The following is a 20,976-nucleotide window of genomic DNA, read 5'->3' on the forward strand; positions in this document are numbered from 1 at the left end:
CGCCAACAGGAATGGAACGATGTCGACACTGACTTCTTCACTCAACACTCTGGAAGGCGACTTCTCGCCCAACGCCGCTCAGTACGCCATTGTCGTCGGCCGCTGGAACAGCTTCGTCGTTGAAAGCCTGCTCGACGGCGCCGTCGATGCACTGAAACGCCACGGCATCAAAGACGAACAAATCACCCTGGTGCGCGCACCGGGCGCTTACGAACTGCCGCTGGTGTGCCAAAAACTGGCCGCCACCGACCGTTACGACGCCATCGTCGCCCTGGGCGCGGTGATTCGCGGCGGCACCCCGCATTTCGATTTCGTCGCCGGCGAAGCCGCTGGTGGGTTGAGTTCGGTCTCGCTGACCGCCGACATCCCGGTCGTGTTCGGCGTACTGACCGTCGATTCCATCGAACAAGCCATTGAACGCGCTGGCACCAAAGCCGGTAACAAAGGCGCCGAAGCCGCGCTGGTCGCACTGGAAATGGTCAACCTGTTCAAGCAAATCGAGGTTGCCGAATGAGCGATCGTCCTTCCATGACGGCCCGCCGCAAGGCCCGCCGTTTGGCGGTGCAGGCGTTGTATCAGTGGCAGGTGTCGTCGGCGCCGATCAGTCAGATTGAAGCCGAGTTCAACGCCGACAACGACATGACCAAGGTCGACGGCGAGTACTTCTCGGAACTGCTGCGCGGTGTCGCCACCACCAAAGCCGACCTCGACCACAACATCGAACGCTTCACCGACCGCCCGACCAAAGACATGACCCCGGTCGAACTGGCGATCCTGCGCATGGGCACTTATGAATTGGTGCACCGCATCGACGTACCGTACAAAGTCGTCATCAACGAAGGCGTGGAACTCTCGAAAGTCTTCGGCGCCAGCGAAGGCCACCGCTATGTGAATGGCGTACTCGACAAACTCGCCCAAAGCCTGCGCCAACCGGAAGTCCAGGCCAGCCGCAAAGGCTAATCTACAGCGGTTGATCACAACCGCTGATCTTCAAAAACAGACCCGCCTCACACTCCCAGCGTATCCGGCTTTACCAAGCCGGATACGCTGCTTAATGTCGCTCCGTTAAACGCGGCCGGGATGGACCCTGCCGTGGTTCGATTCGATGGAGATGATTGTGATGAGCCGACTCACCGGTCTTTACTCCCTATCTCGTATTTGCCTGACTTTCATTGTTTCAGCCTCATTGATTGCAAACGCCCAAGCCGACGATGCTTCAACACGATCCTTGGACGAAGCCATCCAATTGGAGTCCAACGAAAGTTCAGCTATTTCAGAAATGTGGAGAGGAAATTATGAAGGCGCTTTCCTAAGGCTCCCGAGCGAAAGTAGCGACCCTAGAAGTTGGGCATCTGTAGAACTTAAACTAGGCTCTAATCCAGTGATGTTTCACTATTTCAGTTATCCCGAACAAGAGATAAACCACAACTTAGAATTCATGGAAGAAGAATCTGAGTCACTACTGCTTACTGACGAGAGCGATGAAAAATATCATATCTACAAACAGGGAAATAAGGTTTTATTAGAGAGCTCATTTATAAATAAATTAATGGGAAGACCGGAAATAATTGAACTGAACAGATTTCAATAGTCAGCTAAAATCTGGCAAGTGCGGTAGTTCAATGCAAAGTCCGCCTTCGCTGATATACGGTTTTAAAGAAAACACTATTCTGTAGTTCGCTTTTAAACTATCACTCCAACGCAAATTCAAACGCAACGCAAGCCCTCGATTTCAAAACACTGATCCCGCTCACGATCCACTGTTTCCGGCTTTACCAAATGAGACGCCCTGCCTATAGTCCCTGCTTTGCTGTGCGGCCGGGTTGGACCCTGCCGTGACCCACCCCCGATGGAGACCTGTTCATGACGAGCCGCCCGAGCGCTTATCCCACTCTGGCCAGCCTGAGTTTGGCTGCCACTCTCGCCTTTGCCTTAACAACAACCGCCCAGGCGGAAGAGGTGCCGGTATCGCCCTTGGGCGACGATTTGCGCGGCGAGTTGACGTCCGCCAGCCCGGTTAACCTGAACGATGGTACCCGCTACTCCAGCCACCGTTTTTGCGACGGCCAAGGTGACGCCATTGGCTTGTACCAGTTTGAGGGTCCGTTCAGCGCCCGGCTGTCGTTGCTCGACGCCGACTACAAACTGATCGGCGCCAGCAACAAGGCGACCGATGGCGACGGCGGTTTGATTCTGATCGACCCGGAAGCCGGCGAATGCGTCACGCTCATCGTCAGCGGCCAGAACAGCAACGCTTTCGGCCCTTATACGCTGGACGCGGTGGCAGCGACTGGCACGGCGCGTCGACTGGAAGCCGGTGAATCGGTGCTGGCGGAAATGACCAACGCCAAGCGTCTGAGCTTCCCGATTCGCATCGAAGACCCGACTGAACTGGAACTGCAATTGATCGACGCCAGTGGCCGTCTCGGCCTGACCATCAGTGGCGACGATTTCCGCGATTCGGCCCTTGCCTGCGGCAATTCCGAACTGCGCATGACCACTTACCTGATGGCAGGCGACTATGAAATCAGCCTGCTGCCGGGCCAACGTCCGTCTACTTCGCTGACTGAATCGGAGTGCGCTGCTGTGGCGGCCACCAGCGGCCAGGCGTTCTATCTGACGACCACCGCCAACCTGATGCCGGAAGGCATGCGCAATGGCGGCCCGCTGAGCAACGGCGATGAAATCATCGGTGTGTTGGGCAACGGTCGTGACAACGAATATCGCTTCAGCCTGACTGAGTTGTCGCAAGTGACCATCAACCTGGCGTCGTCCGATTTCGACACCGTGCTGGAACTGCACGGCCCGGATGGCGAATTGCGTAACGACGACGCCGGTTCTGGCACCAACTCGGAAATCGAGTCGTTGCTGCGTCCGGGCGACTACCGTGTGCTGGTGCAATCGTTCGGCGAAGGCAACGGCGGCGAATACGATCTGCGCGCGCGCATCGAGCCGTTCAGTGGCGAGCTGACTAATTCAGGCAGCATCGAGCCGGGCGAAATCCTGACTGGCATGCACACCAGCGGCAACAACGAATACAGCCTGACCATTTCTGAGCGTTCGGAAGTGACCATCGACGTGGCGTCCGACAACTTCGATACCCTGATCACCCTGGTTGGTAACAGCATCAACGTCAGCGATGACGACGGTGGCGACGGCACCAACTCGCGTATTGAAACCCTGCTGGAGCCGGGCACGTACAGCATTCAGGTGTCGGCTTATGGCGACAGCGGCGGTGTTTTCACCATTCAGGTGGAACAATCTGAGGCTGTCGGTCGGGTGCAAAGCAGCGGCGATGTCGCGCCGGGCGATGTGGTTTACGGCCAGATGACCAACGGCCAGCCGTTGACTTACCGCCTGGTGGTCGACAGCGCACGCACTGTCAGCATCAGCGCCACCTCTGGTTCCGCTGATACCGTGCTGACGCTGACCGGCGGCGGCCTGAACCTGGAAGACGACGATGGCGGCGAAGGCACTAACTCGCTGATCGAACAGTTCCTGACGCCGGGCGAATACACCATTCAAGTGCGTGATTTCGGCAACAGCAGCAACGGCACCATCCGCCTGGAAATCACTCAGGCGACGGCGGTTACTTCCTGATCTTTGCTTATTAAAAAGGCGGCCTTGGCCGCCTTTATTGTGTCTGCCCGACACGATTTACTGGTCTTCCTGCTACTGAATTTCCTGTTACTGAATTTCCTGCAGTAAGGCCCACTGCTCGCGCAACGCCAGCAAATGGTCACTCCAGAAACGTGCGCTGTCGAACCAGGAAAACGCGCGCGGAAACGCCGGGTCTTCCCAGCGCTGCGCAATCCACAAGGTGTGCCGCACCATGTGCAGCGTGCGCAACGGTTCCAGCAACGCCAGATCCTTTTTCGGGAACGGCCGGAATTGCTCGTAGCCTTCTTCCAGTTCACTCAATTGCAGCCGTTGTTCGTTGATGTCGCCGGACAGCAATTTCCAGATGTCTTGTGCGGCCGGGCCCATCACCGTGTCGTCGAGGTCAACAATCAACAGTTGGTCGTCGCGGCTGAGAATGTTGCCGGCGTGAAAATCGCCATGAATGCGCAGTTGCGGTAACTGGCGATACAGCGGGTCAAAACGGTCGGCCATTAAGCGAATCAGCGGTTCCAGCGTTGCCAGGTAATTGGCGCGCAGATCGTCTGGCAACAGCGGGCTGTCGGCGAAAAAGCGTTGCGCTTGCTGGAACGGTTCGAGCAACGACAACGTCGGCCGGTGTGCAAAACGCTCGGCCGCGCCGACGTTGTGCAATCGCCCCAGGTGCTGGCCGATGCGGTATAGCTGGTCGGCGTTGTCCAGTTCAAAGGCATGGCCGGCGCGCATCGGAAAACAGGCGAAGAAAAAGCCATCGCGCTGGTGCAGTACATCACCGGCAATCTCCAGCGCTGGCACTACCGGCACTTCGGCTTCGGCGAGCTGGGCGGTAAACGCCAACTCTTCGCGAATCTGCGCTTCGCTCCACCGACCGGGGCGATAGACCTTCACCACCATCGGCTCGGCTTCATCGATGCCAACCCGGTAGACGCGGTTTTCGTAACTGTTGAGTGGGTACAGCCGGTAGTCGGACCACAGTCCGAGGGATTCAACCCAATCGATCAGGCGATCCTGGCTCAGTGTTTCATAAGGGTGGGCGTTGGCGGTCATGGCAACTCTTTTGTTACATATAGGATCATTTGATAAAGCGCCTGAGACCTTACTTAAAATGCAGTATTTTATAATGGCGAATAAATTGAAAAAGCATGGGGGCAGATTATGAAATCTGCCTCATTGATTTTAGCAAAGCCGCGCCAGAAAAGCTGAGGATAATTTTGCCTGAACCTGTTAAGGCGATAAAACAACCGTTGTCCGTTCAATATTGGATTGGTGTAGCGTTGAGATAACGGCTTGTTTGAGCGCATCATAATTACCCGTTGAGACAATTATTAGGTTATCCGCAGGGGCTAACCCGCAGGCCGTGGTTGCTATCACCGGTAGGCCAGTTGCTAATGCTCTTAATAGAATGCGAGGCTGATGTTCAACCCAGGCAGGGTAAATGACTAATTGAATTCCTTCGAAAGGATCTTGTCCTGTTTTTTCTACCGGAATATCGCCCCAGAAGGCGGCATCTTCGCTAGCGCTACCGGTTATTTTGACGCAGAGATTGAGCTCTCGAGCCAGTTTTCGAACTTCATAAGCCCCCTTTCTTCCAAGCGATGATGCAGGGAACAGTATCGTATTCCCGGAAGTCTTCCTTGTTGCCAGCGGTGGGGGAAGTATCCAGTCCAGTAGAATGGATTTATTATTGAAGATAGCGGCGACTTCCTGGTGTGGGGTTATAATGTAGCGCGCTTTTGTCAAGGCTGCGTTTTCCGCGGCCATCAATACTTCAGGTGCCCGAAAGTCACTCAGTGTTTGACTATCCGGATATTTTTGATATGCCATGTCCAAGCGTTGATGTATTTTTTCCATTGGCAAACGTGTCATCAGTACATCAAAAGTCCTTCCTCCCAATGCACCACAGTTCCATATAAAAGGAAGCAGGTTCTGAGAGATCACCAAGTGAGTACTTTCCACGGGAATGTGCCGGACCATGGCCTGTGCTAGCTTCTCATCCAGCCGGAGCGTTAGTGAAAAAACATTGTTTTTCAATCGGGACAATATTCTGAGACTGAATGATCTGTACAAGGCAGACCATGGGACGGCAGTAACCTGCTGGGAATATTGAACAGGCCACTGGTAACGCTTCAGCTTTATATAACTGCCGGGCGCAGTAGGGATTATGAAATGATCTGTTGCTGTGGCCGTTTTCTTTATATATGTCTCGTATTCGCTCCATTTTTCGTCTAGTAGAAAAGTGGTGATGTTTTGGGGGGTGTTTTTTTTCAATGCTTTACCAGGATATTTAAAGCACCCGACGTTCCCACATGAATAACAATCGTTTAATTTAGCCAGTGGCATTAAAGAATCAACGAAAATATTATTTGCGGAATTGCTATGCAATAAACTTTTAAACTGTACGATCAGCTTGTCAGTTGTTAATTCCGCTTCTATCCGGAACGAATGGTTTGATCTAAAACGAAGGTCGATGTAATTCCACTTCACAGTAGCATCGCGATCTATCTCTGCGAGTGATCCTTTGATAACTTTTGTGTGCCTATGCCGTTCAATGATCTCAAAGCCTGCTTTCAAGGCAGCATCATAGAGTGCATTGGAGAGTTGGCAAAGCCCTCCTGCAGTGGTTGGTACAATGCATCCTTCCCTGATCTCTCTTCCTGTAACATATCCTCGCCTGGAGTGTGGGTTGCCAATGTGTTTCCAAAAGCTGAAGATCTTACCGGAGTGAATTTCAATACCATTGATCTGCTGAGTTGCTGTTCTTAGGTTCTGAACCTTACCGGCTGTTAATATCCAGTTCTGTTCGTTATCGTCAGCCGTCCATAGGATTGTTTCAGAAAGGCCGATGACAGGTGCACTTTTTAATTGAACACCACTACAAAATTTTTCCTGTTTAAAAAGAAACCTGTTTTTAAATGATCGGAGGATAATCAAGATCAATGACTTAATAAGGAAGATAGTTTCGTTCAAAAAATCGTGTTTTTTTCTTAACCACACTCTTTCGTCCATGGAAGTAAATCCTCCTTCCGGCTTAGGCAAAATACAAGTTAAACACTAAGTGTCATGTTACAAAAATAGCTCCTATATATTGCGAGCTTCGTGGTGATTGTCGTCTCTAAATAGCAATTAAATCTGTACTATGAAATATTCTTTGCTCTTCCCGGCGGCCAGTATCTTTATGCTGTTCACTTCAACCTGTGGCGATCGTACTTCAAAAGAAAATGCAATCAGCCGGAAAGGCGGACGGCGCAGATACTAAGGCAAGTGAGCCGGTTCTATATTTTGAAGCCGCCGGTGCCGCTTCAACACTACTGCCACACGACAAAAAATCGCGATGTCGCTAATTGCAATATCGAACAGTTGATTCGTGTCGCGGCCTGGTAGAGCAAAGCCGTTGGCTAATCGCCCAACGGCGTACGCGCGAGTGTCCAGACATCGATGGTTTGCACGCCGGCGCGTAATAACGTTGCGCTTAACTCGGCAGTGGTTGCGCCGCTGGTGAACACATCATCGACAATCACCAGCCGCTTCGGCACCGGCTGCGTCACTTCGAACACCCCGGCCAATGTCGCTTTGCGTTGACGACGGTTCAAGCCTTCCAGCGCCGGTGTTGCCCGCACTTTGCGCACACCCTGCCACACCGGCACCGCCGCCGAACGCGACCACAGCTTCGCCAGCCAGGACGCCTGGTTAAAACCGCGCTGGTCCAATTTGGTTCGATGTTGCGGCACGGCCAGGAAGGCGTCCGTTTCCAGATTCAGCTTCGATGCCATCTGCGACCACCAAAGCCCGGCCAATGCCCGGGCGGTGGCGTAATCCTGGTGGTATTTCATTTGGTGAATCAAAAAGCGGCTGGCGCCGGTCAGCGGCCAGGCCAGATGCAGGCGTCGCCAGGCCGGTGGCTTGCGTTGGCAGCGGCCACAGAACAGCGTCAGAGTGTTAGGTGTGCCGCAACCTGGGCAGGGGTCGACTAACGGTTGCAGCCAGGAACGGCATAACTCGCACAGTTCTCCGGCTCGGCCAGACTGTTCACAGAGCGGGCATTGCAGCCCCCAGAAACGATCTAACCAGGGTGTTTTGGGCAAATAAGAAAGGGTTGGCGGCATCCTTGCAGCACTCAATTACAACAATTTGGTCGGCTACTTTAGAAAAGATCGGGAGAGTGCTGCAATTGAACAGTGACTTTCTGAGCGGAATAGGGGTCGAACTGTGATTAAGTCGGCAAAATTACCGCCAAATTAAGTAAATTTTACAATTTGTTACAATAACACCCTGACTGCTGATTAAAATATGCTCAAATCAAACGTTTCAAACGGATTTTCAAACGTTTGGGGGCCGATGCCCCGATCTACGTCGTAACCCCAGGGACACCATCCCGGAGTGTGAAATGATTGGTTCGGTTTTTAGTACCGCTGTATCCGGCATCCAGACCGGCATGAATTCCCTGGCACGCAGTGGCCAGGAGATTGCTCGTGCCAACATTCCGGCTGACCAGGGCGGCACCGACGATCTTGCGCCTCCATTGGTTGAACAGATTGAAGGCAAGACTCAGGTCCAGGCCAGCGCCCGCGTTGTTGAAGCCGGCTCAGCCACCCTGGGCAGCTTGCTCGATATCGAAGTTTAGCGGAGCACTCTGGTGTCTACTGTCAGCGGCCTTACACCCACCACCGTCACCCCCAGCGTTGGCCCGTTGAGCGATCCGGCTCAACAGGCTCAGTTGCGTCGTCGCAACGAAACTGCCGTATTTTCACCGGTCGAAGAAAGCGAAGCCTCCTCGCCCAGCCAGAATCGTTCGGATCAAAGCCGTTCAGATCAAAATGGTCGCGATGTGCGTCAGCAGGCTACTGTTGCCAGCACCGCACCATCTACAACGCCTCAAACGACGGCACCGCAAAGCCAAAACCAGAACGCTGTTGAGCCGGTTCAGCCCAGCCAAGCCGTTGACAACAGCGACAACCAATCCGATTCCGAAGCCCGCGCTCTGGCCGAACGTCGCGTTGAAGAGCGGGTGCAGAAAGAACAACTGGAAACCATTCGGGATTTGGCGCGACGCGACCGCGAAGTGCGCACTCACGAACAGGCTCACCAGACCATCGGCGGCCAATACGCTGGCTCGATGAAGCTCGACTACACCACCGGCCCGGATGGCCGCCGCTATGCGGTGTCCGGCGAAGTGCCTATTGATTTATCGCCCATTCCAGGCAACCCGGAAGCCACGCGCGCCAAGGCATTGCAGGTGCGTCAGGCGGCGTTGGCACCGTCAGAACCGTCGAATCAGGATCGCTCTGTTGCAGCCCAGGCCACTCAATTGGCGCTGCAAGCGCAAGTGGAATTGCGCCAGCAGGAACGCGTACAAAGTGCCGACAACGAACAGGAAGTTCAGGAATCCCGCTCTATTGAGCAGGAATCGGAAGCCCGGACTGAGCAGTCGGGCGAGCAGCAGCAAGCGGAAAATGCGACTGAGGCGGACAACGCCCAGGAGCGTCTGGACGCCATTTTCAATCAAAGCAAGACCACCAATGAACAGTCGTTGGTGCGCGAGCAGTACAGCAATCAGCAGGCCGAAGTGGGCCGCAACCTGGACTTTATCGTCTGACGCCGATGGCCCCATCGGCGCCTGACTTCTCAGCTTAGAATTTTTTCAGAATCGGCCCACGCCGCATCCGCGTAAAAATACTCAGTTCCCACGGCCGCATCGCCAACACCATGCCGGTGCCGAAGGTTTCATCCAGCGGCAGTTGGCTGTCTTCCAAACTCATTTGGTCGAACTCTTTGGCGAGGCGGCGAATCGCGTTTTGCATGCGCTGATTCGATTCGCGCGACAACATACCGCCGACAAACACCAGCAATTCACCCAGTCGCGGGTCAAAGTTGCAGTCAAAAAACTCACTGGAAATGTGCTGACGGAAAAACTGGTGAACGGGTCCGTTTTGTATCCAGCAGAAATCGCGCGATATCTTGGTTTGAACCTGATTACCGGGCAACCGCTCGAGCACCCCAAGCGATTCGAGTTGCGCCAACAGCTCACAGGCCTCGTCTTCTTCAATCTGGTAGGTGGCGATGATGTCTTCGTACGGCCAGCGGTTGACCATCAACTGCGCCATCAACAGCAATTTGGGGTTGGAGACGAGTTCCGCTTCACCGGCTTCGGTCAGCTCGTCCAGGTTCATCGCCCGTTCGTGCATGCGCGCCATCAAATAACCCAGATCGGTACCCGCCAGGGAACAGACTTCCTCCAGCCGCGCCAGCGTGAAATGGCGCTTGGAAAACATCCGTTTGACGTTTGCCTCGCTCAGGTCTAGATGTTGGGCAACGTCGGCATAAGTAATCTTACGCTCGCGCAGAATGCGTTTGAGGGTTTCGACGAGTTGGGCAGTTTGAGACATGATTGCTGGGCATTAGGTAGTCATAAACGCGACCAATCGTCGCACATCCCAACGATAAAAACAGGGCGATTCAACTGAGCGTCGCTATTTTGAAACTCGATCAACTTTCCGCTAACAACGATTTCAACGCCGAATGAATGGCCGGTGTGCTGATCAGCCAGTGGTGCCCATCCAGCTCATCCGGAAGCTCGCCGGAGATTGGCAAAAAGTGACTCAACTGAGCACCCGCTTCGCGTGCCACCAGCTGCCCCGCCGCGCCATCCCAGGGGCTGACGGTTTCGTAATAGGCGTCCAACCGGCCACAGGCGACCCAGCAAATGTCCATGGCCGCCGAGCCCAGGCGACGCACATCGGAGCAGTGTTCCAACACACGCGCCAGGCGCGGCAACAATTCTGCACGGGCGTTGCGATCATAAGGAAAGCCGGTACCCACCACAGCACGCGACAACTCGGTCTTGCCCGACACCTGAATCGGTTGACCGTTCAGCCAGGCGCCTTTGCCGCGAATGGCGGTGAAGCATTCTTTCAAAAAGGGGTTATAAACCACGGCTACCTGCGCCTCACCACCGTCGTACCAGGCGATGGACACGCCGACCATGTTATGGCCGTGGGCGAAATTAACGGTGCCGTCGATGGGGTCGATCACCCACAGCGGGCCGTTCATTTCCGCCTGGCTCAACGCCCGGTTGCTTTCCTCGGCCAGAATGGCGTCGTTCGGATAGCTGGCGGCAATGGCGCTGGTGATCAGCTGTTCCGAAGCCAGGTCCGCATCGGTTACCAGTTCAATACCACCTTTGAAATCGGTGCTCAGGTCGCCGGCTTCGCGCCGTTTGCGAATCAATTGGCCGGCCTGGACAGCCAGATCTTCAGTGAATGACAAACGCGCGCTCAACGACATGAAAATTCCTCTGGCGGCCAGGATTCATGGCCTTCGGCGGTGGACAGCCCAGCGGTTTCTTGGGTAGAATCCCCGAAATTTGGGCACGGCGCCCGGTTCGCTGCACGCGATCGCGACCTTTCACATCGCAGACGAATTCCGAGCGGGATGGAGGCTACTTCATCTCGCTTTTTTGCGAAAGGGGGCGAGTAAATCGTCCAGCCGGTCAGGTTGCAATCGCAGCTTCGGCAACCGACCGCAACCGCGCTGTGTCCAGGACATCCATTCGCACGAACAGAGGAACGGATCCTTGAGTACGCCAGCCATACTTGCTCTCGCCGACGGCAGTCTGTTCCGGGGGGTCAGTATTGGCGCTCCCGGAGAATCGATCGGCGAGGTGGTGTTCAATACCGCCATGACCGGTTACCAGGAAATCCTGACCGACCCATCCTACGCCCGACAAATCGTCACTCTCACCTATCCCCACATTGGCAACACCGGCACCAACGATGAAGATAACGAATCCGACCGCGTCTGGGCCGCGGGTCTGGTGATTCGTGACTTGCCGTTACTGCATTCGAATTTCCGCAGCCAGGGCTCGCTGAGCGAATTCCTGATCAGCAACAACGTCGTCGCCATCGCCGATATCGACACCCGCCGCCTGACCCGCATTCTGCGCGACAAGGGCGCACAAAACGCCTGCATCGTCGCCGGCGACAACATCGATGAAGCCGACGCCCTCGCCAAAGCGCGCGGTTTTGCCGGTTTGAAAGGCATGGACCTGGCAAAAGAAGTCAGCGTCAAAGACGCCTACGACTGGCGCTCCGGCAGTTGGCAACTGGGTGAAGGCCACAGCAACAAAACCGACGCCGACCTGCGCTACCACGTCGTCGCCTACGATTACGGCGCCAAGCGCAACATCCTGCGCATGCTGGTCGATCGTGGCTGCAAACTGACCGTCGTGCCGGCACAAACCCCGGCTAAAGACGTACTGGCGCTGAACCCGGACGGCGTCTTTTTGTCGAACGGCCCAGGCGACCCGGAACCGTGCGATTACGCCATCGAAGCGATTCAACAAATTCTCGAAACCGAGATCCCGGTATTCGGCATCTGCCTCGGCCACCAATTACTGGCGCTCGCCAGCGGCGGCAAAACGGTGAAAATGCCGACCGGCCACCACGGCGCCAACCACCCGGTGGAAATTCTGAGCGACAAAACGGTGATGATCACCAGCCAGAACCACGGCTTCGCAGTCGATGGCAACAGCCTGCCGAGCAACCTGGAACTGACGCACCGTTCCTTGTTCGACGGCACCGTTCAGGGCATTCACCGCACCGACAAAGCCGCGTTCGGCTTCCAGGGACACCCCGAAGCCAGCCCCGGCCCGCACGACTGCGCGCCCCTGTTCGACCACTTTATTGAGTTAATGGATCACGCAAAACGCTGAACGGAAGACGCCGGACGCTAGCTTGCGTCTCCCGTCTCCCGCCATGCGTCAAGCGTCACAAAGCGAAGCGACTGACCCATGCCCAAACGCACAGACATACAAAGCATCCTGATCCTCGGCGCTGGCCCCATCGTCATCGGCCAGGCCTGTGAATTCGACTACTCCGGCGCCCAAGCGTGCAAAGCCCTGCGCGAAGAGGGTTACCGCGTCATCCTGGTGAACTCCAACCCGGCCACCATCATGACCGACCCGGCGATGGCCGACGCCACCTACATCGAACCGGTGGTGTGGAGCGAAGTCGCCAAGATCATCGAACAGGAAAAACCCGACGCCCTGCTGCCCACCATGGGCGGCCAGACAGCGCTGAACTGCGCACTCGATCTGGAAAAACACGGCGTACTGGAAAAGTTCGGCGTACAGATGATCGGCGCCAACGCCGACACCATCGACAAAGCCGAAGACCGCGAACGCTTCGACAAAGCCATGAAAGCCATCGGCCTGGAAACGCCGCGCTCAGGCATCGCCCGCTCCATGCAGCAAGCCTGGGACATTCTGGAATGGATCGGCTTCCCGGCGATCATCCGGCCATCTTTCACCATGGGCGGCAGCGGCGGCGGCATCGCCTACAACAAAGAAGAGTTCGACGAAATCTGCGAACGCGGTTTGGACCTGTCGCCCACCAACGAACTGCTGATCGACGAAAGCCTGATCGGTTGGAAGGAATACGAAATGGAAGTGGTCCGCGACAAAGCGGACAACTGCATCATCGTCTGTGCCATCGAAAACTTCGATGCCATGGGCGTGCACACCGGCGACTCCATCACCGTCGCGCCGTCGCAAACGCTGACCGACAAGGAATACCAGATCATGCGCGACGCCTCGCTGGCGGTGCTGCGCGAAATCGGTGTCGAAACCGGCGGCTCCAATGTTCAGTTCGGTGTCGATCCGCAAACCGGCCGCATGGTCGTGATCGAAATGAACCCGCGCGTCAGTCGCTCCTCGGCACTGGCGTCGAAAGCAACCGGCTTCCCGATTGCCAAAGTCGCCGCCAAACTCGCCGTCGGTTATACGCTCGACGAATTGCGCAACGAAATCACCGGCGGTGTGACACCGGCGTCGTTCGAACCGAGCATCGACTACGTCGTCACCAAGATTCCACGCTTCGCGTTCGAGAAATTCCCGCAAGCGAACGACCGCCTGACTACTCAGATGAAATCGGTCGGCGAAGTCATGGCCATTGGCCGGAATTTTTCCGAATCGCTGCAAAAAGCACTGCGCGGTCTGGAAGTCAGCGCCGCCGGTCTTGATCCGAAAGTCGACCTCAACGCCGACGGCGCCATCGACACCATCGTGCGCGAACTGAAAGAACCCGGTGCCGAGCGCATCTGGTACATCGGCGATGCCTTCCGTGCCGATTTCAGCGTTGACGAAGTGCAGCGTTTAACCGGCATTGATCCGTGGTTTTTGGTGCAGATCGAAGACCTGATCAACGAAGAAAAAGTCATCAGTGAATCAGGCCTGAAAGACCTCGATGAAACCCGTCTGCGGCAATTAAAACGCAAAGGTTTCAGCGACGAACGCCTGGCAACATTGGTCGGCGTCAGCGAACAGGAAGTGCGCAAAAAACGTTGGGCGCACAACATTCGCCCGGTCTACAAACGCGTCGATACCTGCGCCGCCGAATTCGCCTCCAGCACCGCCTACATGTATTCCAGTTACGACGAGGAATGCGAAGCCGCGCCGAGCGACCGCGACAAAATCATGGTCATCGGTGGCGGCCCGAACCGCATCGGTCAGGGCATCGAATTCGACTACTGCTGTGTGCACGCCGCACTCGCCGCGCGCGACGACGGTTTCGAAACCATCATGGTCAACTGCAACCCGGAAACGGTATCGACCGACTACGACACGTCCGACCGTTTGTACTTCGAACCGATCACGCTCGAAGACGTGCTGGAAATCATCGAGCTGGAAAAACCCAAGGGCGTTATCGTCCAGTTCGGCGGCCAGACACCGCTGAAACTGGCGCGCGCTTTGGAAGCCGCCGGCGCACCCATCATCGGCACCGCACCGGATGCGATTGACCGCGCCGAAGACCGCGAACGTTTCCAGGTGATGGCGGAAAAACTCGGCCTGTTACAACCGGATAACGGCCTGGCGCGCAGCCAGGAACAGGCGCTCGCCGTGGCCGCAAAAATCGGCTACCCGCTGGTGGTGCGTCCGTCGTATGTACTGGGCGGCCGGGCGATGGAAATTGTCTACGAAGAAAGCGAACTCGAGCGTTACATGAACGATGCGGTGCGCGTCTCCAACGACGCCCCTGTGCTGCTCGACCATTTCCTCGACGCGGCCATTGAAGTCGATATCGACGCCGTCAGCGACGGCCAGCAAGTCGTCATCGGCGGCATCATGCAACACATCGAACAAGCCGGTGTTCACTCCGGTGATTCGGCTTGTTCATTGCCACCGTACAGCCTGCCGCAAAAAGCGCTCGATCTGATTCGCGAACAGGTCACCGCCATGGCGCTGGAATTGAACGTTATTGGTTTGATGAACGTGCAAATGGCCTGGCAGGACGAGCAGCTGTACATCATCGAAGTAAACCCGCGTGCATCGCGTACCGTGCCGTTTGTCTCCAAGGCCATCGGCGTTTCCCTGGCGAAAATTGCCGCTCAGGTGATGACCGGCAAGACGCTGGCCGAACTCGGTTTCACCCAGGAAATTATTCCGAATTATTACTCGGTCAAAGAAGCGGTGATGCCGTTCAATAAATTCCCTGGCGTCGATCCGATTCTGTCGCCGGAAATGAAATCCACCGGCGAAGTCATGGGCGTAGGCACCACCTTTGCCGAAGCATTTTCCAAAGCCTTGCTCGGCGCAGGCACGCGCTTACCGGAAGCCGGCAAGGTGATCGTATCGGTGAAAGATCGTGACAAGAAAACCATTCTGCCGACGGCGCGTTCGCTGGTCGAATTGGGCTTTGAATTGTGCGCCACGCGCGGCACCGCTCAGTTCCTGGAAAGCGAAGGCTTGAGCGTAACCGTGGTCAACAAGGTGAAAGAAGGCCGGCCGCATCTGGTGGACATGATCAAGAACGGTGACATCGCCTTTATGATCAACACCACCGAAGGCCGCCAGTCGATCATCGACAGCTCCGCCATCCGCCGTAGTGCATTGCAACACAAGGTTTACTACACTACGACGATGGCCGGTGCAGAGGCCTCCGTCATGGCAATGCAGTTCGCTCAGAACCCCGCCGTGCGCCGCTTGCAACATCTGCACGAAAAGCACACTGCCTGATTCGACAGCGCTCCAAAATGACAAAAAGGGCGCTGCGGCGTCCTTTTTTATTTGCCCATCAGTCAGCCAGCGAATTCGAACGATTTTTCCGTGACGGTCTGCCGTCCGGTTTTAACAGGAAGCACCCCTATGCAACGCCACCCGATGACTTTGGAAGGCGAAATCGCCTTACAAAATGAACTGAAAGAACTGAAACAAATCAAACGCCCGGCGGTGATCAAAGCCATCGCTGAAGCGCGCGAACACGGCGACTTAAAAGAGAACGCCGAGTACCACGCCGCACGCGAACAGCAAGGTTTTATTGAAGGCCGCATTCAGGAAATTGAAGGCAAATTATCGAACGCCCAGGTCATCAACATTCAGGACATCCCGCACACCGGCAAAGTCATTTTCGGTTGCACTGTCACACTGTTGAACCTGGAAACCGACCAGGGTGTGACTTACAAAATCGTCGGTGAAGACGAAGCCAACGTGAAGGTGAATAAAATCTCTGTCACCTCGCCCATCGCCCGCGCTTTGATCGGTAAAGAAGAAGGCGACGAAGTGGTGGTAAAAACACCCGGCGGCGACGTGGAATACGAAATCGAATTGGTCGAACATAAATAATCCGGACTGAATTGTCGCAGTCGGATTGCACAGGGAGTTTTCGATGAATGCCTTGATTTGGATCGTTGTCGGCATCCTGCTGATTTTGTCGGAATTATTGGCGACCAGTGTGGTCGCCGTCTTCATCGGTTTGGGTGCACTCGTCACCGGCCTCGCCCTGTGGGCCGGCGTGATTCAAAGCCTGGCCTGGCAGTTGATCGTATTCAGCGTCGTCAGCCTCGGTACGCTGATTTTGGCGCGCCGCCGCCTGAAAGCCTGGTTCGGTGGTTTCACCGCTAACCAGGGCGAAAACCACAGCGCCTTTCGCCAGGACATCGGTGAGCGCGTTATCGTCGAAACCGATTTTGCCCAAGGCGCCGGCCGCGTCATTCTGAACGGCGTCGCCTGGGATGCACTGAGCGACGACGACCTGAAAGCCGGTGACATTGCCTGGGTGGTCAGCAACGAAGGCATTCGTTTAACGGTCAGCCGCAATCGCCCGGCCTGAGTTTTCCACTCCCAATCCCCCCACGATAAGGACATACCATGAACGGCTTCTTTGATATCGGCACCATCCTCGCACTGGGCATTGCCATCACCGTCGTCATCGTCATTCTGAAGACGGCGCGCATCGTGCCGCAACGGTCTAATTTCGTGGTCGAACGTCTGGGTAAATATTCCAAAACGCTCGACTCCGGTTTCCACATCCTGATTCCCTTCATCGACAAGGTGGCTTACCAGCACACTTTGAAAGAGGAAGTCATCGACGTGGCCCAGCAGGAATGCGTCACCAAAGACAACATCCAGGTCGGCATCGACGGCGTGTTGTACATCCAGGTAATCGACGCACACAAAGCCAGTTACGGCGTCGATAATTACCGCAACGCCGCCAGCCAATTGGCGCAGACGACGATGCGTTCAGTAATCGGCCAGACCGATCTCGACAAAACCTTCGAAGAGCGCGCCAAGATCAACGAAGTCGTCGTCAAAGCACTCGACGAAGCCGCCGCGCCCTGGGGCATTAAAGTGCTGCGTTACGAAATTTCCGACATCGCACTGCCGGCCAGTATCCGCGATGCGCTGGAACAACAAATGCGCGCCGAGCGCGAACGGCGCGCCGCCATCGCCAAATCCGAAGGCGAACGTCAGGCGATGATCAACGTCTCGGAAGGTCAGAAACAGGAAGTGATTAACCTGTCGGAAGCGGAAAAGCTGAAGCAGATTAACGAAGCTGAAGGCCGCGCCAAGGAAATCGAATTGATCGCCAGCGCCACCGCCGATGGCCTGCGCAAAATCGCCTCGGCGATTCAGGAACCCGGCGGTAAAGACGCCGTCAGTCTGCGCATCGCCGAGCAATACGTCGGCGAATTCGGCAAGCTGGCGAAGACCAACAACACGCTGATTCTGCCAGCCGAACTGTCGAACATCGGCGGTGCGGTTGCGGGTCTGTCGGAAGTGTTGAAGAGAACCGGTCAGTAAGACCGGCAGCCCGCCTCAAACAAAATGCGGCTGCGACGGCCCGCCAATCTGGCGGGCCAGATAGCTGGCGTAGTTATCGGTCATCCCCGCTATGTGATCGATCAGCCGGTGGTAAATCGTTTCCAATGAACTCTGCGCCGTCGGGGCTTCGTCGCCCATCAAATCGAACACGCGCTTGGCGCGATAGCTCAGTTGCTTGTAATCGCCCTTGTTGTGCAATTCAAAACCGGCGGTGATGAACGCCTGCAATAAAGTACTCAACACCGCGTAGGCGCCAATTTCGGTTTCGGTTTTCTGGGTGTCGAGAAACACCTTGGTGTAGGCCAGTGTCTTAGCTCGTTGAATGCCTTCGACGATGCGCGGCGGGCAACTGGCGATCAAATCGCCTTCAAAGGTGCCGGCTAAAATGGCGTCCTGTTGTTGGATAAAGGCATCGACCACGGCATCGACAATCACGCCAATGGTTTTGCCGCGCAGCGCGGCCAGTTGCCGACCCGAGGAAATGCCGTTGTCGGCGCTGTCGAGTTTTAAATCGCCGGCGCCTTGAATCTGTTGAAACACATCGCGCACTTCTTCGAATTCCAGAATGTGCAATTCCACCGCGTCTTCCAGATCGATCAGGGCATAACAGATGTCGTCGGCGGCCTCCATTAAATAACTCAACGGATGGCGCGCAAAACCGAACTCACCGCGCGGCACCAAACCCAATTGCGCGGCGAGTTTTTGCAGAATCGGCTGTTCACCAGTGAAGCAACTGAACTTGCCTTTCGGCCCCATGCCAGCCGCCGTCCACGGATATTTGATCGAGGCGCCGAGCGTTGGGTACGTCAGCCGCAAGCCGCCGCGCCCGAGGTGATATTCCACTTCCGCGACGATGCGAAAGCCCTGGGCGTTGCCTTCGAAATGCATCAGGTCGCGTTTGGTTGCTTCGCTCAACGGCTCCATCAGGTAGGCGTTTTCCGGCTGTTTGAACCAATCCTGAATCGCGTATTCGCCGGCGTGGCCAAACGGCGGATTGCCGATGTCGTGCGCCAGGCAAGCGCTCTGCACGATGACGCCCAGGTCGTCCGGCTCGATAAAATTCGGCAACTGATCGCGTATGCGTTCGCCCACCCGAATGCCCAGACTGCGCCCCACACTGCCCACTTCCAGGCTGTGAATCAGCCGGTTGTGCACGTGGTCGTTTTTCGCCAGCGGATGCACCTGTGTCTTGCCGCCGAGTTTGCGAAAGGCACTGGAGAAGACGATGCGGTCGTGGTCTTTGTGGAAATGGCTGCGACCGAGTTCCTCGGCGTCGATGGCCTGATGGCCGTAGCGTTCGGTGGTCAGCAGTTGGGTCCAGTCCATGTCGGTCTCTCAAAACAATCGTGCGTGAATGATCCCGGACGGCCAGCGTGCTGGCAAGCAAAGGCCGTTTATGAGGTTGATCGGCTGTGTCAAACTTGGCGCCCATTTCATCGATTTCGTCATCACCGAGGCAGCCTTCTTTGGCCAAGAGCAAACTTCAGTTCGTGTGCAGCGAATGCGGCGCTGACTATTCCAAATGGCAGGGCCAGTGCACCGAATGCAAAGCCTGGAACACACTGAAAGAATTCCGTGAAGCCACCGGCGTGGCGGCGCGCCAACCCGATTTCAGCGACACCCGCCGCGACGGTTTCGCCGGCAGTCGCTCGCGCATTCAGAAACTTTCCGATGTCGATCTGGCCGAACAGGCGCGCATTGCCACCGGCATGGGCGAATTCGATCGCGTGCTCGGCGGCGGTCTGGTCGGCGGCAGCGCGGTGTTGATCGGCGGTCATCCCGGTGCCGGTAAATCGACGTTGTTGTTGCAGACGCTGTGCCATCTGGCACGGCAGATTCCGGTGCTCTATGTCTCTGGCGAAGAATCGGTGCAGCAGATTGCGCTGCGCGCCAAACGCCTGAATTTGCCGATGGACGAGCTGTCGATTCTGGCGGAAACCTCGGTCGAGTCGATCACCGAAACCGCCAAAGAGGTCGCGCCGAAAATTCTGGTTATCGACTCGATTCAGGTGATGCACGCGCCGGATGTGGAATCCGCGCCAGGCTCGGTGTCGCAGGTGCGTGAATCGGCCGCCTGGCTGACGCGCTTCGCCAAGCAGACCGGCACCATCCTGATTCTGGTCGGCCACGTCACTAAAGACGGCAGCCTGGCCGGACCAAAAGTCTTGGAACACATGATCGATGCTTCAGTGATGCTGGAAAGTTCTGGCGACAGTCGTTTTCGCACCTTGCGCGCCATCAAAAACCGTTTCGGTGCAGTCAACGAACTGGGCGTGTTCGCCATGCTCGACAGCGGTTTAAAAGAGGTGAAAAACCCTTCGTCGATTTTTCTGAATCAGGGCAGTGACGACGCGCCGGGTTCGGTCGTGACTGTCGTTTGGGAAGGCACCCGGCCGTTGCTGATCGAGTTGCAGGCGTTGGTAGACGGCACCAGCATGGGCCATCCACGTCGCATTGCTGTTGGTCTGGACACCAATCGGCTGAGTCTGATTCTGGCCATTCTGAATCGCCACGGCGGTGTTTTTACCGGCGATCAGGATGTGTTTCTGAACGTCGTCGGCGGTGTGCGCGTGACCGAAACCAGCGCCGACCTGGCAACGCTGTTGGCCGTTCTTTCGAGCCTGCGCGACAAACCGCTGCCGCGCGATTGGGTGGTGTTTGGCGAGCTGGGTTTGAACGGCGAATTGCGGCCAGTGCCGAACGGTCAAGAACGCTTGTCGGAAGCGGCCAAACACGGTTTTAAAAAAGCGATTTTGCCGAAGGCGAACTTGCCGAAAAAACCGATTGAGGGAATGACGGTGATCGGCGCCCAGCGTCTTGATGAAGTGCTGGCCGCCTTGCAGGAAATCTGATTCGTTTAAGCGGACAAGATTTAAGCAGACAGAGCCGCCAGATAATCTTCCGACTGCGCGTGCTTAGCGACGATTTCCGCCAGCGTCTGGCCCTCGAGATTGGTCGCCTGAACGTTGCGGCCCTGCTCACGAAACAGTTGTACGAAACGAGCGAAGGTTTCTTCGTTCATGCGGGTATATGCGCGGTAAAGGCAATGGAAATCCGGGTCGGTGCCGTCGTATGTTTTGAAGCCCAGATATTCCGCCAGCCGTTCCTCGCTCCAGGTTTCGCCTTCAACACGTTTCTTGTCTCGTTTCATCGGTGGCCTCAATCGAGTCGGCAGGTTGGGTTTTGGGGTGAATGCTGACTTGGCTCAACGGAGCCAAAGCGCGGCATTCTAAAGTTATCGTCGGCTTGGGTGAAATGCTCTGTTG

The 20,976-nt window shown here is 56.0% G+C and carries 19 protein-coding genes; 12 read left to right on the forward strand and 7 right to left on the reverse strand.

Features of this window, described 5'->3' with window-relative positions:
* The first annotated feature begins 19 nt into the window (after positions 1 to 19).
* From ribH to DW349_RS15745, 4 genes are all read left to right on the forward strand, one after another.
* Positions 20 to 514 (forward strand): 6,7-dimethyl-8-ribityllumazine synthase, encoded by a 495-nt coding sequence (ribH, locus tag DW349_RS15730; protein ID WP_108124133.1) that lies wholly within the window; start codon positions 20 to 22, stop codon positions 512 to 514.
* Positions 511 to 960 (forward strand): transcription antitermination factor NusB, encoded by a 450-nt coding sequence (gene nusB / locus DW349_RS15735; protein ID WP_108124134.1) that lies wholly within the window; start codon positions 511 to 513, stop codon positions 958 to 960. Before ribH ends, nusB begins: the two co-directional genes overlap by 4 nt.
* Before the next feature lie 160 nt (positions 961 to 1,120).
* On the forward strand, positions 1,121 to 1,591 hold the full coding sequence (locus DW349_RS15740; RefSeq protein WP_108124135.1) for a hypothetical protein: 471 nt from the start codon (positions 1,121 to 1,123) through the stop codon (positions 1,589 to 1,591).
* A gap of 272 nt (positions 1,592 to 1,863) precedes the next feature.
* Complete coding sequence (locus DW349_RS15745) at positions 1,864 to 3,600, forward strand: hypothetical protein (protein WP_108124136.1); 1,737 nt, start codon at positions 1,864 to 1,866, stop codon at positions 3,598 to 3,600.
* Positions 3,601 to 3,687: 87 nt separating this feature from the next.
* Here the strand turns inward: DW349_RS15745 and DW349_RS15750 are convergent, their stop codons facing one another.
* From DW349_RS15750 to DW349_RS15760, 3 genes are all read right to left on the reverse strand, one after another.
* Entirely contained in the window at positions 3,688 to 4,665 is a 978-nt protein-coding gene (locus tag DW349_RS15750) for a serine/threonine protein kinase (protein ID WP_108124137.1), read from the reverse strand.
* Between the two features lie 177 nt (positions 4,666 to 4,842).
* Entirely contained in the window at positions 4,843 to 6,624 is a 1,782-nt protein-coding gene (locus DW349_RS15755; protein ID WP_108124138.1) for a VanW family protein, read from the reverse strand.
* Between the two features lie 389 nt (positions 6,625 to 7,013).
* Positions 7,014 to 7,721, reverse strand: coding sequence for a ComF family protein (locus DW349_RS15760; RefSeq protein WP_108124139.1), 708 nt, complete (start codon positions 7,719 to 7,721; stop codon positions 7,014 to 7,016).
* Between the two features lie 281 nt (positions 7,722 to 8,002).
* Here DW349_RS15760 and DW349_RS15765 point away from each other — a divergent pair, with 281 nt between their 5' ends.
* Both DW349_RS15765 and DW349_RS15770 read left to right on the forward strand, forming a co-directional pair.
* A complete protein-coding gene (locus DW349_RS15765) occupies positions 8,003 to 8,239 on the forward strand; it encodes a hypothetical protein (protein WP_108124140.1) in 237 nt (78 codons plus the stop codon).
* A 12-nt stretch (positions 8,240 to 8,251) separates the two neighbouring features.
* On the forward strand, positions 8,252 to 9,211 hold the full coding sequence (locus DW349_RS15770) for a putative metalloprotease CJM1_0395 family protein (RefSeq protein ID WP_157954225.1): 960 nt from the start codon (positions 8,252 to 8,254) through the stop codon (positions 9,209 to 9,211).
* A 34-nt stretch (positions 9,212 to 9,245) separates the two neighbouring features.
* Here DW349_RS15770 and DW349_RS15775 read toward each other — a convergent pair whose 3' ends face one another.
* Both DW349_RS15775 and DW349_RS15780 read right to left on the reverse strand, forming a co-directional pair.
* Positions 9,246 to 10,001: a helix-turn-helix domain-containing protein gene (locus tag DW349_RS15775; protein ID WP_108124142.1), complete on the reverse strand. Its 756-nt coding sequence runs from the start codon at positions 9,999 to 10,001 to the stop codon at positions 9,246 to 9,248.
* A 100-nt stretch (positions 10,002 to 10,101) separates the two neighbouring features.
* Entirely contained in the window at positions 10,102 to 10,899 is a 798-nt protein-coding gene (locus DW349_RS15780) for an inositol monophosphatase family protein (RefSeq protein ID WP_108124143.1), read from the reverse strand.
* 289 nt (positions 10,900 to 11,188) lie between these two features.
* Between DW349_RS15780 and carA the strand changes: the two genes are divergently transcribed.
* From carA to DW349_RS15805, 5 genes are all read left to right on the forward strand, one after another.
* Positions 11,189 to 12,325: a glutamine-hydrolyzing carbamoyl-phosphate synthase small subunit gene (gene carA / locus DW349_RS15785; protein ID WP_108124144.1), complete on the forward strand. Its 1,137-nt coding sequence runs from the start codon at positions 11,189 to 11,191 to the stop codon at positions 12,323 to 12,325.
* 78 nt (positions 12,326 to 12,403) lie between these two features.
* On the forward strand, positions 12,404 to 15,625 hold the full coding sequence (carB, locus tag DW349_RS15790; RefSeq protein ID WP_108124145.1) for a carbamoyl-phosphate synthase large subunit: 3,222 nt from the start codon (positions 12,404 to 12,406) through the stop codon (positions 15,623 to 15,625).
* Between the two features lie 129 nt (positions 15,626 to 15,754).
* The gene (gene greA, locus DW349_RS15795; protein ID WP_108124146.1) at positions 15,755 to 16,231 is read left to right on the forward strand and encodes a transcription elongation factor GreA; all 477 of its coding nucleotides are present in this window, start codon (positions 15,755 to 15,757) and stop codon (positions 16,229 to 16,231) included.
* A 43-nt stretch (positions 16,232 to 16,274) separates the two neighbouring features.
* Positions 16,275 to 16,718 (forward strand): NfeD family protein, encoded by a 444-nt coding sequence (locus DW349_RS15800; protein ID WP_108124147.1) that lies wholly within the window; start codon positions 16,275 to 16,277, stop codon positions 16,716 to 16,718.
* 38 nt (positions 16,719 to 16,756) lie between these two features.
* Positions 16,757 to 17,689 carry an SPFH domain-containing protein gene (locus DW349_RS15805; RefSeq protein ID WP_108124148.1) on the forward strand — a complete coding sequence of 311 codons (933 nt, stop codon included), beginning with the start codon at positions 16,757 to 16,759 and terminating at the stop codon, positions 17,687 to 17,689.
* 15 nt (positions 17,690 to 17,704) lie between these two features.
* Here the strand turns inward: DW349_RS15805 and DW349_RS15810 are convergent, their stop codons facing one another.
* The gene (locus tag DW349_RS15810) at positions 17,705 to 19,036 is read right to left on the reverse strand and encodes a deoxyguanosinetriphosphate triphosphohydrolase (RefSeq protein WP_108124149.1); all 1,332 of its coding nucleotides are present in this window, start codon (positions 19,034 to 19,036) and stop codon (positions 17,705 to 17,707) included.
* A 140-nt stretch (positions 19,037 to 19,176) separates the two neighbouring features.
* Here DW349_RS15810 and radA point away from each other — a divergent pair, with 140 nt between their 5' ends.
* Complete coding sequence (gene radA / locus DW349_RS15815; protein ID WP_108124150.1) at positions 19,177 to 20,562, forward strand: DNA repair protein RadA; 1,386 nt, start codon at positions 19,177 to 19,179, stop codon at positions 20,560 to 20,562.
* A gap of 20 nt (positions 20,563 to 20,582) precedes the next feature.
* On the opposite strand, the gene DW349_RS15820 is transcribed toward radA, so the two are convergent.
* Entirely contained in the window at positions 20,583 to 20,861 is a 279-nt protein-coding gene (locus DW349_RS15820; protein ID WP_108124151.1) for a PA4642 family protein, read from the reverse strand.
* Positions 20,862 to 20,976 lie beyond the last annotated feature (115 nt).

The sequence above is a fragment of the Saccharospirillum mangrovi genome (genome assembly GCF_003367315.1).
Lineage (GTDB): Bacteria > Pseudomonadota > Gammaproteobacteria > Pseudomonadales > Natronospirillaceae > Saccharospirillum > Saccharospirillum mangrovi.

Bases quoted from the DNA above. Each gene is read 5' to 3' on its own strand.
- greA (WP_108124146.1), top strand. From the start codon at position 15,755: ATGCAACGCCACCCGATGACTTTGGAAGGCGAAATCGCCTTACAAAAT.
- DW349_RS15755 (WP_108124138.1), bottom strand. From the start codon at position 6,624: ATGGACGAAAGAGTGTGGTTAAGAAAAAAACACGATTTTTTGAACGAA.
- DW349_RS15775 (WP_108124142.1), bottom strand. From the start codon at position 10,001: ATGTCTCAAACTGCCCAACTCGTCGAAACCCTCAAACGCATTCTGCGC.
- carB (WP_108124145.1), top strand. From the start codon at position 12,404: ATGCCCAAACGCACAGACATACAAAGCATCCTGATCCTCGGCGCTGGC.
- ribH (WP_108124133.1), top strand. From the start codon at position 20: ATGTCGACACTGACTTCTTCACTCAACACTCTGGAAGGCGACTTCTCG.
- DW349_RS15780 (WP_108124143.1), bottom strand. From the start codon at position 10,899: ATGTCGTTGAGCGCGCGTTTGTCATTCACTGAAGATCTGGCTGTCCAG.
- DW349_RS15820 (WP_108124151.1), bottom strand. From the start codon at position 20,861: ATGAAACGAGACAAGAAACGTGTTGAAGGCGAAACCTGGAGCGAGGAA.
- DW349_RS15760 (WP_108124139.1), bottom strand. From the start codon at position 7,721: ATGCCGCCAACCCTTTCTTATTTGCCCAAAACACCCTGGTTAGATCGT.
- DW349_RS15745 (WP_108124136.1), top strand. From the start codon at position 1,864: ATGACGAGCCGCCCGAGCGCTTATCCCACTCTGGCCAGCCTGAGTTTG.
- DW349_RS15740 (WP_108124135.1), top strand. From the start codon at position 1,121: ATGAGCCGACTCACCGGTCTTTACTCCCTATCTCGTATTTGCCTGACT.
- DW349_RS15765 (WP_108124140.1), top strand. From the start codon at position 8,003: ATGATTGGTTCGGTTTTTAGTACCGCTGTATCCGGCATCCAGACCGGC.
- DW349_RS15800 (WP_108124147.1), top strand. From the start codon at position 16,275: ATGAATGCCTTGATTTGGATCGTTGTCGGCATCCTGCTGATTTTGTCG.
- DW349_RS15805 (WP_108124148.1), top strand. From the start codon at position 16,757: ATGAACGGCTTCTTTGATATCGGCACCATCCTCGCACTGGGCATTGCC.
- DW349_RS15810 (WP_108124149.1), bottom strand. From the start codon at position 19,036: ATGGACTGGACCCAACTGCTGACCACCGAACGCTACGGCCATCAGGCC.
- DW349_RS15750 (WP_108124137.1), bottom strand. From the start codon at position 4,665: ATGACCGCCAACGCCCACCCTTATGAAACACTGAGCCAGGATCGCCTG.
- nusB (WP_108124134.1), top strand. From the start codon at position 511: ATGAGCGATCGTCCTTCCATGACGGCCCGCCGCAAGGCCCGCCGTTTG.